The 13,133-nt window shown below is 58.4% G+C and carries 15 protein-coding genes; 6 read left to right on the forward strand and 9 right to left on the reverse strand.

Annotated elements, in window-relative coordinates; translation table 11 throughout:
- Positions 1 to 77 precede the first annotated feature (77 nt).
- On the reverse strand, positions 78 to 1,490 hold the full coding sequence (locus tag DFP86_RS04840) for a hypothetical protein (RefSeq protein ID WP_133678885.1): 1,413 nt from the start codon (positions 1,488 to 1,490) through the stop codon (positions 78 to 80).
- Positions 1,491 to 1,871: 381 nt separating this feature from the next.
- Between DFP86_RS04840 and DFP86_RS04845 the strand changes: the two genes are divergently transcribed.
- The 4 genes from DFP86_RS04845 to DFP86_RS04860 are packed head-to-tail and all read left to right on the forward strand — an operon-like array spanning position 1,872 to position 4,793.
- Entirely contained in the window at positions 1,872 to 2,258 is a 387-nt protein-coding gene (locus tag DFP86_RS04845) for a hypothetical protein (RefSeq protein ID WP_133678886.1), read from the forward strand.
- Positions 2,255 to 2,977 (forward strand): LiaF transmembrane domain-containing protein, encoded by a 723-nt coding sequence (locus DFP86_RS04850; protein ID WP_133678887.1) that lies wholly within the window; start codon positions 2,255 to 2,257, stop codon positions 2,975 to 2,977. Before DFP86_RS04845 ends, DFP86_RS04850 begins: the two co-directional genes overlap by 4 nt.
- A gap of 2 nt (positions 2,978 to 2,979) precedes the next feature.
- Positions 2,980 to 4,065: a sensor histidine kinase gene (locus DFP86_RS04855; protein WP_133678888.1), complete on the forward strand. Its 1,086-nt coding sequence runs from the start codon at positions 2,980 to 2,982 to the stop codon at positions 4,063 to 4,065.
- Complete coding sequence (locus DFP86_RS04860) at positions 4,062 to 4,793, forward strand: LytR/AlgR family response regulator transcription factor (protein ID WP_208108228.1); 732 nt, start codon at positions 4,062 to 4,064, stop codon at positions 4,791 to 4,793. The genes DFP86_RS04855 and DFP86_RS04860 overlap by 4 nt, the downstream gene beginning before the upstream one ends.
- A 15-nt stretch (positions 4,794 to 4,808) precedes the next feature.
- Here DFP86_RS04860 and DFP86_RS04865 read toward each other — a convergent pair whose 3' ends face one another.
- From DFP86_RS04865 to DFP86_RS04875, 3 genes are all read right to left on the reverse strand, one after another.
- The gene (locus DFP86_RS04865) at positions 4,809 to 6,434 is read right to left on the reverse strand and encodes a hypothetical protein (protein WP_133678889.1); all 1,626 of its coding nucleotides are present in this window, start codon (positions 6,432 to 6,434) and stop codon (positions 4,809 to 4,811) included.
- A 54-nt stretch (positions 6,435 to 6,488) separates the two neighbouring features.
- Positions 6,489 to 8,009 carry a hypothetical protein gene (locus DFP86_RS04870; RefSeq protein WP_133678890.1) on the reverse strand — a complete coding sequence of 507 codons (1,521 nt, stop codon included), beginning with the start codon at positions 8,007 to 8,009 and terminating at the stop codon, positions 6,489 to 6,491.
- Positions 8,010 to 8,125: 116 nt separating this feature from the next.
- A complete protein-coding gene (locus DFP86_RS04875) occupies positions 8,126 to 8,383 on the reverse strand; it encodes a hypothetical protein (RefSeq protein WP_133678891.1) in 258 nt (85 codons plus the stop codon).
- A gap of 259 nt (positions 8,384 to 8,642) precedes the next feature.
- On the opposite strand from DFP86_RS04875, the gene DFP86_RS04880 reads away from it, so the two are divergent.
- Together DFP86_RS04880 and DFP86_RS04885 are read left to right on the forward strand one after the other, a co-directional pair.
- Positions 8,643 to 8,933 (forward strand): type II toxin-antitoxin system TacA family antitoxin, encoded by a 291-nt coding sequence (locus tag DFP86_RS04880; RefSeq protein WP_133678892.1) that lies wholly within the window; start codon positions 8,643 to 8,645, stop codon positions 8,931 to 8,933.
- Complete coding sequence (locus DFP86_RS04885; protein ID WP_133678893.1) at positions 8,930 to 9,424, forward strand: GNAT family N-acetyltransferase; 495 nt, start codon at positions 8,930 to 8,932, stop codon at positions 9,422 to 9,424. Before DFP86_RS04880 ends, DFP86_RS04885 begins: the two co-directional genes overlap by 4 nt.
- A gap of 75 nt (positions 9,425 to 9,499) precedes the next feature.
- On the opposite strand, the gene DFP86_RS04890 is transcribed toward DFP86_RS04885, so the two are convergent.
- From DFP86_RS04890 to DFP86_RS04910, 5 genes are read right to left on the reverse strand one after another with little or no spacing between them, the layout of a single operon-like run.
- Positions 9,500 to 9,781, reverse strand: coding sequence for a helix-turn-helix domain-containing protein (locus DFP86_RS04890; protein ID WP_133678894.1), 282 nt, complete (start codon positions 9,779 to 9,781; stop codon positions 9,500 to 9,502).
- Positions 9,778 to 10,035, reverse strand: coding sequence for a type II toxin-antitoxin system RelE/ParE family toxin (locus tag DFP86_RS04895; protein ID WP_133678895.1), 258 nt, complete (start codon positions 10,033 to 10,035; stop codon positions 9,778 to 9,780). The genes DFP86_RS04890 and DFP86_RS04895 overlap by 4 nt, the downstream gene beginning before the upstream one ends.
- A gap of 45 nt (positions 10,036 to 10,080) precedes the next feature.
- The gene (tatA, locus tag DFP86_RS04900; protein ID WP_133678896.1) at positions 10,081 to 10,251 is read right to left on the reverse strand and encodes a Sec-independent protein translocase subunit TatA; all 171 of its coding nucleotides are present in this window, start codon (positions 10,249 to 10,251) and stop codon (positions 10,081 to 10,083) included.
- A 24-nt stretch (positions 10,252 to 10,275) separates the two neighbouring features.
- Positions 10,276 to 12,411: a 4Fe-4S binding protein gene (locus DFP86_RS04905; protein ID WP_133678897.1), complete on the reverse strand. Its 2,136-nt coding sequence runs from the start codon at positions 12,409 to 12,411 to the stop codon at positions 10,276 to 10,278.
- A 24-nt stretch (positions 12,412 to 12,435) separates the two neighbouring features.
- Positions 12,436 to 13,119, reverse strand: a complete 684-nt coding sequence (locus tag DFP86_RS04910) for a hypothetical protein (RefSeq protein WP_133678898.1) — start codon at positions 13,117 to 13,119, stop codon at positions 12,436 to 12,438.
- Between the last annotated feature and the right edge of the window lie 14 nt (positions 13,120 to 13,133).

Genomic DNA, 13,133 nt, shown 5'->3' on the forward strand with positions numbered 1-13,133 from the left:
ATAGCCCGTCCAAACGCGACACACGCGATGGACGGAACCAGGGGACGAGTGGCTGGCCGGTAAACTGACTCAATAGGTTATACGCTGGATTTGGCGACAGCGCGCCGCCCGGCTATGGGGGGGTATTGAAAGGCTTCTATGCCTAAATAAAGCGATTTCAATACCTGCGTTCTTGGTCCTGAGGATATGAAATAATTTTTTTCGAAGAAAATTTGGCAATCCTTTATTTGTTCGGCCAATTCCTTCTTTATGCCACTTGCTGGATATTTGGCAATGTCGATATCCATCATGTATTTGTAAAGTTCATTTAATTTCTCGAATTTTTTCATTTTTGTGCTGAACTTTGGCGCGTTAATTGGTAAGTTAAGAATATAGGGTTTCTTTTCAAGTAACTCTGCCGTTGTTCTCAAAGCATCAAATAACATGCGCATATTGCCGGCTTGGCTTTGTGGCCATTCGCTTAATGGGGGGAGTTGGTGGGTGCCAAGATTGTCTTGATTGGAATTCATGAATGACTCAAGGCTTGCCGTTACTCTTTTGAATTTTTTCTCTATGGTGGCACTTGCCGCAATGCTGGCTTCGTTGATCTTATGAATTATTTCTTCGCTTGATTTTTCGCCGAGGCATTTGTTTTTCATGAGGTTTAGTTCGCGAAGCGCATTATCTTTTACCTTGACTAGCATGTTTTTAAGGAAATGCCCGCTGGAGTATGAAAGCATTGCCCCAAGCCGGAATGATATATTGTTGCCGTTGTATAAAAAATTATTGGTGAGCGTGTCTTGCGTTTTTTCTATAAATGTAACTATTTTGGCAATTTCGACTTTTAATTTTATTTCCTCAAGGTCGCGAAGAAATAGTGCTTGGTTCGATTGATTGGCGAAGCTTTTGCATAGATCATCCATCTCTTTTATTTTGGCAAATTGATCGTTGCTGTCGTTTTTTATGACGATAGCGTCCGCTATGTTTTTGAAGGCATCCATATACCCTTGATATTTGACGACGCCTTTGAATAGGTCTACCGTTTTTTCTTTGTTATCATTTAATTTATTTTCAATGGCTTCGGCAAAGGTCTGTTGGTGAAATTTTGCCAGAATACCCTGCTTTTTTACGATGTACTTCCCGTCTTCTAGATAAATGTCATAACGATCGGATTTGTTTGCCGATGGGATGATGGTGACATTGTCGTTGTCTTTAAGGACGGATATTATTTTTTTGCATTCTTCATTGTTTATTTCTAGTGCTTTGTTTTTTCCGTCCCAGGCGCATTCGATGTATAGCATATTAATGCCGGAACGATGGGAGCGGCTTTTGTTCCGAGGCTGTTCGATTTCTGGTGACGGTGGGCAAGAAGCGTCACTTACTTTTCGAGGGGATGAGGTCGCTCTCTTCCATGGGGCGAATGAATCTCTTGCTTCTTTCCCGAAGTCGGGTACGAAGTAGGCGATCTCACTTGTTTTCTGTATTGCATCTTCGATAAATTTGTTTCTCATAATATTTTTTCGCTTCTTTATGATGTGAGATATTGGGCACGACGGATGTCGCACGAGTAAAAAGCGCACTGCACACGCAACACAATCCGTTTTACTGGACATGAATGCCCTGGATTGATGGAGTCGAATACTCTATGGGCGTAAAAACAGAGGCAATAAGTGCTGTCCGAAATGCTTTTCCACAGGGCATTGTTGCGGGGTTAGGCTTTTGTCATGACGGGGTGGTCTGGCCGGCATCGATGCCGGCTGCTCTGCGGCGTTTCCCGGCGTTTATCCGCCATTCGCCGACACGCGCCGGCCGTTCGCCGAATGACGCGCGCCAGTCGTACAAGGATTGGTTAATGTGTCGCCATATCGTGTCGATTCCTTGAAAGGGCCGTTATGGACTACCATCGCTTTAAATCTCCGATCGAACATCGGCATGGCCGGATCGCGCATGGCTTGCTGGGCTTGGCCTTGATCGGCATCGGCGTGCTCTATGCGCTGGGCCGCCCGGATAGGTTCGGAGCGCATTCGGTCTGGGATGTTTTCCCCGCCTTGATTGCGCTGTCCGCGGCGATGCGCCTGGCCACGGCGCGGCGTGTGGCCCAGGTGGTCAAAGGTGTGCTTCGGTTCGGTGTCGCCGCATGGCTGTATGTCTGTATCGAGCATATCTGGGGGCTGACGTTTGCTTCCGGCTGGCCGTTTTTGATGATTCTCTTCGGCGCCAGCGTGTTGCTGCGGGGCCTGACGAACCGTTCGTTTGTGTGCAAGGGGGCAGTGCAATGAAGTGTCATTTCAACGATGGGCGTCGTCGACAGCAGCGCCGTATCGTCTTTGGGCTGTTCTTCATCGTGGCCGGCGTCCTGGCCTTGCTCGGCAATCTCCACCTGATCGAGATCGGCGACATCGGCCACTATTGGCCGACCGTTTTCTGCGTTTTCGGTGCCTTGCACGTGGTCCAGGCTCGGCGGCTGTCAGGCGCGGCTTTCGGTATCGCCCTCATTGTTCTCGGCGCCGGTTTGACCTTGCAGAATCTGGGTATCGTCCACCATGTCATGCCGCTGATCTTGCCGGTGTTCCTGATTCTGGCCGGACTGTCCGTGGTCGCCCGCGCGTTCCGTCCACATGGCTTGACTGTTGGCGGCTCGGAACCGGCTGTCTCGCAGATCGGGCAGCAGGACGGCGTCGTGCACATGAACGTCACGATGAGCGGTGCGCCGTTGCGCTGCGATTCGCAGGATTTCAAAGGCGGCGAGCTGCGGGCCATCATGGGGGGGATCGAACTCGATTTGCGTCAGGCCTCGATGGCGTCGCAGGCCGTGCTGCGTATTTCCGCCGTTTGCAGCGGCATTCAAATCCGCATTCCGCAGGATTGGTCGTTACAAGTGCGTATCGCACCAGTGCTCGGTGGGATCGAAGATAAGACGATACCGCCCGCCGTCGCGTCCAAGACGTTGATTCTGGAGGGCGAGATGATCATGGGCGGGATTCAGGTGCAGAACTGAGCATGCTTCGGCTATCGATCATGCATCCCTTCCTCAGCGACAACCGCAAGCTATTCCGTTACATGCTGGCATGGTTGACCGCCAGCTTGCCGGCCGCCGCCGCGCTTCATTGGAGCGGTCGCGCCGGCTGGCCGCAGGGCTTGTTGTTCGCGTTACCGCTGTGTCTGGTGTTGGGTTTCTCGGTCTTGTCGGCCTACTATGTCTGCCGCGCCTTACCCTATGCACAACGGCGGCTGGCGCGCGTCGTCGGACTTTTCGGCGCCGCGTCGCTGGTTTCGGCGGGCGCGTGGCTGTTGTTGGCGTTGGCGTGGAACGGCATATGGCCGTTGCTGGATGCCGGTCAGCCGCTAGTGAGGCTGGACGACGACGCGCAAGGCGTTCTCTTCATCGCCGCTGCCTGCCTGTATCTGCTGTCGCTGCTGGCTCACGATGTCTTGATCGCTTTCGACAATGCGCGCGATGCGACCGAGCGCGCCGCAGCCATGCGCGCCTTGGCGCGCGAGGCCGAGCTGCAGATGCTGCGGTCCCAGGTCGATCCCCATTTCCTGTTCAACAGCCTCAATTCGATCTGCGCATTGATCGATCTCGCGCCCGCCGACGCGCGCGCCATGACCATCGACCTGGCCGAGTTTTTTCGGCGCACCTTGGCTTTGTCGGCGCGCACCGAGATCACGCTCGCCGAGGAGGTGGCGCTGTGCGAGCATTATCTGGCTATCGAAAAGCGCCGTTTCGGCGCCAAGTTGGCGGTCGAGCTGCAGATCGAGGCCGAGGCGCGCCCCTGCTTGCTGCCGCCCATGTGTCTGCAACCGCTGATCGAGAACGCACTCAAGCATGGCATCCGCCACTTGGACGCGGGCGGTATGGTCAGCGTGCGCGCGGCCGTGCGCGATGGCTGGTTGCACCTGACGGTGGCCAACCCTATCGATGAGCTCGCGGTGTCCGCCGGGCCGGGCGGCGTGGGGCTCAAAAATCTGCGCGAGCGCCTTGGCGTGTTCTACGACACCCGGGCGCGCATTCGCTGGTGGCGCGAAGCGGCAAGCTTTCACATCGAATTGACCCTGCCAGGCCTGGAGAGCCGCGAACCATGAGCCATACGCTGCGCGCCCTGATCGTCGACGACGAATCGCTGGCACGACACCTGATCCGCGAGTACCTGCAACGCCATACCGACATCGATCTCGTCGGCGAGTGCGATAGCGGCCTGCAAGCCGTGCGCGACATTGACACGCTCGAACCCGATCTGATCTTTCTCGATATTCAGATGCCCAAACTCACCGGCCTTGAAGTGTTGGCGTTGACCGGCCGGCGCAGCGGCGTGATTTTCACTACCGCCTATGATGCCTATGCGTTGCAAGCTTTCGATCTACATGCCGTCGATTATCTGCTCAAGCCGTTTTCGCAAGAGCGATTCGACGCAGCGCTGGCCCGTGCCCGGGCCATGCTCGGGCGGTCGCAACCGGCGCTCGATGCCCTGATCGCCGCCTCGGCGCCTTGGCTTGAGCGCGTGCTGATCCGCGACCGGGAGCAGGTGCATGTGATTTTGGTGTCGAGCATCGACTACATCGAGGCCCAGGACGACTATATCGCCATCCATGCCGAGGGGAAGTGTTACCTGAAGACGCAAAGCCTGGCCGATATCGAAGCGCGCCTCGACCCGAAAGGCTTCGTTCGCGTGCATCGTTCCTATCTGATCAATCTGGCGCGGCTGCAGACGATCGAGCGTCACGGCAAGGACGGGCATGCCGCCCGGCTGGCGGGCGGCCACAAGGTGCCGATCAGCCGCACCGGCTACGAGCGGCTGCGCACCATCATCTAAACACGGCCGGTTGGTCTACCGCCGATATAGATCCACCGACAGCGGCCGTTGCGCGATGTCGTAGGCGACCACATAGAGCTGGCGTACCGGCGGATTGCCGCCAGCCGCCGCGGCGAGATCCAAGCGGCCACGCTCGATCGCGACGATCGGCAGCTTGCGCGTCAAAGCCAGCGGAAACTCCCGCAAATGATCCACCGACGTCCAATTGCCGAAGCGGCTTTGATCCGCGCGTAGATAGCGGATCAGACCTTGCCGCACTTCCAGCAGGTCGCGTCCGGTGGCGTCCGCCGGATAGACAATGCGTGCCGGCACCTGCTCGGCCCAGTCGGCGGATGCCGGCAGCCGATCGCGGTAAACCCGTAGAAACTGCAGGTCGGTGCCCGCCGCCGATGGCAACGCCACTCGCCCCCATTGGGCGACCGAGTGGATGCGCGGCGTCAGCGCGCGTGCCGCAGGCTCGCCCCATAACCGGGAGCGCTCCAGTGTTCCGGGCAGGCGGCCCATGGTCTTGAATGCCATCAGCACCAGGCCCGTACCGTCCAGATCCGCCTTGGCGTCGGCGGCGTAATAGGCGAAGCCGCCGTCGGCCGGGCGGTAGAGCCGATCGAACTGCAGCTGGGTCAGCAGCAACTGCCGGCGGATCTTGTCCTGTACCGCGGGGGTGAGATGGGGCCACAGGTAGCGCGTCAAGATTTTCGCGCCCTGAGACTGGTTCAGCCCCCAAGCATGCTGCTCATCCGCCTCGTCGGGCATCGGACCTGACATCGACTGCAGGATGCTGTTGGCCAAGGCATCGCCATGACGCAGCGGAAAGTCCGGTCGCAGGTTATTGCCTTGCTCGTCCAGCATCAGTTTGATGATGTGAAATGTCGAATTGATATCCGGGTTTTGCCGCCAATGTGCCGGGCTGCCGATTCGGGCGCCCCAATAGCCCGTCGCCGGATCCTGGGTGCTATTCAGCCAACGCAGTAGCGTGCTTTTCCACGCCTCGGAGAAACGATAGAGTCCCGCGTCTTCCAGCTCCTGGACACAGGCCAGCTCCGAGACGCCCGGACCATAAGGGCCGGGGCCTGGCAAGCGGGCGCTCGTTTCGTTCAAGTACAGCAGCGAGTCGAGATAGGGCACCAGTGTGGCCGGCGTGTCGATTCGACCCAGGAAGGTCAGCGGATATTTCAACTTGAGCGGGCGGCCGGTTGTGGCGGCAAGCTGTCGCAGCGCTTCGACCACGTTGCAGGTCGGCGCGATGTAACTGAACAACGGGTAGTGCCGATCCATGAAGGCCCCGGTGGCCGGGTCTTGTTGAGCGAGCAGGAAAGCCATCTGCTGCTCGGCGCTGGCATGGGGCGGCATTTGCGGCAGCGCGACGGGCGGCTGCATTTCGTCGCGTATCCGACGCAGCGTGCTAAATGCCCGCAGGTATTGGCCATCGTTCAGGTATTGCTGGCTCGCCAGCATCTTGAATTCGAATTCGCCCACGTAATAACCCTGGGCTTTCAATTGAGCGTTGCGCTGGAACAGCGCCGGCACGCTGCGGATGGTCGAGACGGCTTGATAAGCGATCAGGGACAGGGCGAGGACGGCACTGAGAATGACAAGCCAAACGATACGCGCCACCCGCGACGGCGAGGATAAGCGTTTCATGACGACACCGTTATGCCATATGAATAGGTGGCTATTCTAGCATCAGCAAAACCGCTATACCGTGTTCTCGGTCGTTTGTTGAGCGGCATCAAGGGTGGATGGCGATAGCGGCAGCTGAATCAACGCATGCGCGAGGCGCATGTGCTTGGCGTGCTGCGCCTCGCGCTCGGCTGCGGTCTTCGTCGCGTCTTCGTGCGCATCGTCGATGACCAAAGGCCGCAGATCCACTGCTCGTGCGTTTTGCTTGGGCGTGGTGGTGTCGCTGACCTTTTGTCCGCGGATATATTGTTGCTGGAGCGTGCTCTGACTCGCCGATTGTTGCACCAGCGCCTGTGCCAGTTGGGCATTGTGGTAGGCGAATTCGGTGCGGCTTTGCACGCTGTCGTCGATCTGATTGTAAATGTAGGTTTGCGTCTTGAAATTCAGCCCTTCACCCGGCACCGCCGTGTGGAAGCTAGCGCTCAGATGCGCTTGCTGTGTTTGGATGACATGGCGCTCCGCCATGTTTTTGTCGTCGATTTCGGTATGCTGCGACAACTGATAGGAGAACGTCTTCCACTCGTCCGAGCGTTTGTCGTTCGGTTGCGTGGGCGTAGCGTCGACACTCGCGCTGAAATCAGCGAGGCCGGTCAACATGGCGTGATCCTGCTCATTGAGCGAGGGCAGCACGCCCGATCCCGCCGGTTTCTGGTCGTTGCGATTGAGCTGCGAGAAGCCATCCTTCAATAGCTTCACCAAGCCATCGTCGGCCTGGCCGCGCGCGGCGGCCTGGTCGAATTGCTTCAGGGTGCTGTCGATCGAAGCGGCTTGCTGCGCCTGGTCGCCCCACTGTTGCGCATGACGGGTGTCGACCTTCAACGCGACTTTGCCGTCCGGCCCGTCGACACTCAGGCTGCGCGACTCGTTGTCGCTGTGGAAAACGAATTGCGTGGCGGGCGCATTCTCCGGCTTGATCTCCGTTTGGAAATCCACCGAACTCAGTTGCTGGCTGTCGTATTGCAGCAGGCCGCTCAGGTCGAGCTTGGACGACCCAGCGGTCAGCCCATCCACCGCCTGCTGCAAACCCTCGGCCAGACCGGCAATCGCCGCGCGCTCCTTGTCCGAAAGCTCGGCATGGGTGGTGATCCCGACGGCCAGGCTATCTTTCTGGCTGTTCAAGGTCAGCGTCACGTCGGCGCCGCCGGTGGTTTTTATCTGCAAGGTGCTGCGAATGTCCGGCAGTTGACTGCCGGACAACCCCTTGGTCGACGTCAGGCTGACCATTTGAGAAAAATCGCTGGCATCGGTGCCGAAGCGCTGCAGCAGATTGGCCGCCAAGCCCTTTAAACGTCCGCGCGACGATGTCGCCTGAATATTTTCGGCCATCAAACCGGACACCGCGTCGCGGTTATCGCTTTGCCAGATGGTTTTTGCTGGCGTATAGGTGGCCGCCGCCGGATCCGGGGTGGCGCCGAGCGTGACGATGGTCGATGGCGTGACGGCGGTCGTTGTGTCCGGCGTGCTATCGGTTGTGGGGCTGGCCTCTGGCCAGAAGGCATAGGGGCTGGTCAAGCTGAGCGAAGGTATTGTTGTCATAACCAATGACTATTTTTGATGTCATTGAGATCTTATCGGCCGGCAAACCCGTTTCTTTAGGGTGATCGGTGCCTTTTCGGCCGGGGAGCCTCGCTCCCCGCCTCCGGCTGAAGGCCTTAGTCGGCCGTGAGCACCAGGCACCCCGCCAGCTTCCGCGCCTGCGCGGCTTGCGGCAGATACAGCCAGGATGTGCCGCCATCGATCGGCTCGAATGCCCACGGCAGGCGGCTATCGACGATCAAGCGGCACTCGTCGGAATTTGGACGACTGCCACGCGGCAAGCACAACATGGAAATCAGGGAAAGTAACTGCTGTTGGCGGGAATCCGGGTTTGAAGAAGAGATAGGGACTGCATTACCATTTCGAGTAGCCATTCTGAACTCTCCGATAGTTTGGTTTGGTTAGCGGGTCCGACGGTGCTGCAACACCCCGGGCCCGCGCCTCTTACGGCAAATGCCGCGCCAAATACCTTACCCAGCAAGACGCAAACTGACAACCAAGCGCGGCCGTCAGAAAATGCTGAAATGTGGGGACGCTCATCGCGGCTCAAGCCGGCCGCGCAAAGATGGCTGTTTGTGTGTACAATGTAATTACAGTTGACGACGCGCCCCATTGGATGGGCAAGAGGCCATCATGACTTCCCCGACACTTACCCGAGCAACCACCATCAACCTGCGCGCGCCTAGCGCTCAGCGTGCGTTGATCGACCAGGCGGCGCACCTTGCCGGCAAGAGCCGCACGGAGTTCATGTTGGAAGCCGCCTGCGAAAAGGCTCAGCAGATGCTGCTGGATCGCACGGTGTTCGCGCTAGACGCCGCCGGCTTTCAGCGTTTCGCCGAGTTGCTGGACGCACCGTTGGAAAACCGCGAGGCGCTGACCCGGTTGTTGAACCGCCGCGCCGCATGGGAACCGGCTGATAAATGAGTCTAACCGCACCCACTCCGCTTCAGGACGGTCACTGCCTCGGTAGCTTCAGTTGTACCGAGCCCGGATTGGAAAGCTGGTTCAAACAGCGGGCGCGCAAGAACCAGCTGGAGGGGGCATCACGCTGCTTCGTCGTGTGTGACGGCGATACGGTCGTCGGCTATTACGCTTTGGCGGCCGGCTCTGTACTACATGCACAAGCATCCGGCAGCATTCGACGCAATATGCCCGATCCGATCCCCGTGGTGGTGCTCGGCCGTCTCGCCGTTCATGCCGGCTACCAAGGCCGTGGGCTGGGGGCCGATCTGCTCAAGGATGCCATTTTGCGCTCGCTGCGACTCGCGCAAGAAATGGGCATCCGCGCCTTGCTATGCCATGCCATCAACGAAAGCGCCAAACGCTTCTATTTACATCACGGTCTCGTCGAATCTCCCGACGAACCGATGACTCTGATGTTGAACCTGGCTAAGCTGGCCCGCGTTGCCGATTGACGGCCTCTTTGTTGTCCGCTGCCCCCTATACGGCATAGGGAAATCGCGGTTGAAACCGCTCCTACCGCAGAAGGGTCAGGCGGCTTCTTTGATGTGCATTTCGACGTACAGCCCGGCCGCCGCCGCCATATTGACCAAGGCATCTAGGCCAAACAGGTCGATTTTGCCGCGCATCAAATCGGAGATTCGCGGCTGCGTCACGCCGAACAGCTTGGCGGCTTGCGCCTGGCTCATCTCGCTCCGCGCAATATGGTTTTTGAGCGCCATGATCAGCTCGGAGCGTAGTTTCATATTTTCGGCGGCGGCCGGCGTGTCCTCAATGGCATCCCATACGCTGGCATAGCGTGGATTGGTCATTGTCCCAACTCCTTCAATAAGTCCCGGTAACGCCTGGTGGCCAGGTCGAGATCCGTTTTGCCGGTTTTCTCCGTCTTTTTCTGAAAGCAATGCAGGACGTAAATGGCATCGGCGCACTTCGCGACATAGATCACGCGAAACGTGCCAGTCGCATCGCGTATCCGGATCTCTCGCACGGTTAAGGTTCCGTGCTCTTTGAGCGAGCTTTCTCGTTCTGGTTCAGTGCGTGTTATCGAAGGTGTTGTCGGATTCACATCGCCCGCCCGCTACATCAGTAGCAGGCGGTTCCGATGCTGCCCCTACGGCCGCTTGGCCTCGTCGACCGCGTCCTTCCCCTCGCGCACGCCGTCCTTGAAGCCTTTGATGGCGCCGCCCAGGTCCTTGCCGATGTTGGGCAGTTTCCTGGTGCCGAATACCAGTACGACAATCAGCAGGACGATTGCCCAATGGAACATGCTGAATGAGCCCATATTGTCTCCTTTGCTAAAAACGATTTACTTGAGCAGTTTGATCGGGATGTAGTGGCCGTCCTTGCCCACGGGGGTGAGCGGCAGGCCATCGCGTTCTCTTTGTTTGCGTTCCTTGGCCAGCGGCGGGCAGCTGTGCTCGTCGTAGTACAGGATCATACAGTCCAGACACTGCAGGCACTCCATCTGATCGATCCGGCCTTGCTCGTCGATGGCGAGCGAGCCGCAGCCGTTGGCGCAGGCGTGGCAGGTCTGGCAGCCCGGTTTGCGGCGCAAGGCCAACATTCTAAAACGTGTCGGCAGGGCTAGCGCCGCGCCCATCGGACAGAGGTATTTACAGAACGGCCGCTCCACGAAAATGGACAACCCGACGATCACGGTCCAAAACACCGCGAATGGCCACGGCCGGTGCAATACGCCGACCAGGAAGGTGGTTTTGAAGGGTTCGACCTCGGCCAGTTTCTCGGCCCACGGCATGGAGAAAACCGACACGATGAGCAAGAGAATAAAGACGCCATATTTCAATCGTCTTAACCACTGATGAACCGGCATGGGCAGCGCAGTCTGGAAGCGCTGCAAGCCACAGGCGCGGGCGATCTTGTAGATGAGCTCGGTCATCGAGCCGAAGGGGCACATCCAACCGCAGAACAGGCCGCGCCCCCAGATGATCGTGGTGATGGCGATGACGATCCAGAACAGGAAAATCAACGGATCGGACAGGAACAGCCCCCAATGCCAGCCGTCGAACAGCGCGTGCGTCAGCGTCAGGATCTGCGTGACCGACGGTTGCGCCATGGCATACCAGCCGGCAAAGCCGACGGCGATCAGCCAGCTTGCGGTTTTGGGCCAGGAGACCCCGCGTTTCTTGATGCGTTTGGCTTTGCGCACCCAGCGGTCGCGGGTGGCGAAAAACAGCATGACGGCAATACTCCAGGCAGCGAAAGCCGCGATGGCGCCGCCGCGGGTTTGCCAGGCTTTTTGCCAGGAGGGGGTTTCTTCCGCGACCACCGGGCGGCCGCCAGTCAGGAAGTCCGCCGGCAGCCAGTAGGCGGCGTCGAACACCGAGAAGGTTTTTGCGCCGGTTTCTTGGTCCAGCTTATGACCGAGAAAATCGAACTGCCAGGGATAGGCGGCGCTGAATTTGCCGCTGCGAATGATGAAAATCCCGGTTTCGTTGAATGAAGGCGCGCCAGCCGCCTGCATGTTGTACAGGTTGAGGTAATCGGTGTCCTTGAAGGTAAAGGCATTGATACCTTGCTTGACTTGGATGCGGTCGTAAATGCCGCCGCGGACGAAGCCCGAGCCCTTGAACGATTCGGTGCCGTTGGCCACCACGAACAGTGCATGCTCGCCCGGCTTCAGGGTGTGCATCAATTGCTCGTAATCGTAATCGCCGAGGATGCTGCGCCCAATGGCCGGAGCATTGAGATAGCCGTAATACAGGTCCAGATACGGCGTGCCGGACGCCGGCAAGCCGACGTCGGTGGCGTTGATGCTCAGGTGCTGTACCGCGCCCATGTTCAACAGGCTGTTCCAGTCGTACTTGTGGGTGAAGGGCTGGAGCTTTGCTTGTGGCAGCGGCACTTCCTTCATGATGCCCACCTGGCTGGCGATGGCCACGGCGCTACGGGAAATCAATTGGTTTTCCGAGATGACCGTGACCGTGGCGCCGGAGATGGCATCGATGTCGGTGGCGCCGGTCTCGCCCTTGCCGATTTCGAAACGCGAGCCGGCGAATTTGCCGACATATTGCTGCAGAAAGGCCAGCAGCTTGTTCTCCGGAATGCCGACCAACAATATCGGTTCGCTATGCTTCAACACGCGTACGCCGGTGATGTTGCCCTTGGGATCCATGCCGATCAGGGTAACGATCGGTTTGCCGGAATAGCCCATGATGTCGACGATGTCGGTCGACAAGAAGACATAGCCTTTCAGCGTATGTTGCTGGCCTTCGTTGCGGTAGGCCTCGACATAAGGCGGCGAGCCTTTGCGGTTGGAAAAGGCGTTGGCGCCGGGCAGCACCGCTTTGCAGTCGACCCATTGGCACATATTGCCTGCGGAAAACAGTTCCGGGGGCAGTTCTTGTTCGTAGACGGAGGCCATCGCGTGCGAGGCGAAGAGGATGACCCACGTAAGACTGATCAGAGATAAAAGTGCTCGCATGACATTTTCCTGTTTTCGATGCACTTACGATTTAGCGGGGTTCATGTGGCAAGTTGCCTGCATCATGGAATAGCGTTGTTGCGGGTGATACCAGTGCATGCGCTGCATCATTCCGGGGCTGACCCAGATGTCGCCTTGCTGGGTTTCGACCAGTAGAGGGCGGCGGATTCCCTGGTGCAGGCGCTGCATGGCGCTGCCGTTGTCGGCCTTGCCGCCGGTCAGGGCGGACAGGGGCGCGAGCTCGGGCTTGGCGCGGTCTGCGAAATACTGAATCAATACGATCTGTCTGGCGGTCCGCGGCATGGCCGCCGTTTGGGCCAGTTCGCCGTCGTATAGTGGCATGTTGCCAAGCATCGCCGAACCCATTTGCGATGGGATATCGAGCCGCCAGGGCTGTCCCCGCTTATCGCCCATGGCCAGGGCAACATCGTCGATGGTGATGAGCGCATTGCTTAGATGAAGCGTTCGAGCCTGGGCATAGAGCGCGGACATACTCGATAGGGACGTGAGCCCGGCGGTGCGATCCAACTGTCGGTCGATGAGTTCGACCAATGGCGGGGTGTCGCGGGCGGTCGCCAAAAGGGCGATACGATGCCCGCCATGGTGCCACTGCCGAGTCTGCCATTGCAGTGGCATCAAGATGGCCGCGGATGCCGCCACGACGACGAGTCCGAGTCCCGCAGCCAGTGGTTTGACGCCGATCTTCATCTTGTCCTCTGCGT

The sequence above is a fragment of the Paludibacterium purpuratum genome (genome assembly GCF_004363805.1).
In the GTDB taxonomy this organism is placed as follows: Bacteria; Pseudomonadota; Gammaproteobacteria; order Burkholderiales; family Chromobacteriaceae; genus Paludibacterium; species Paludibacterium purpuratum.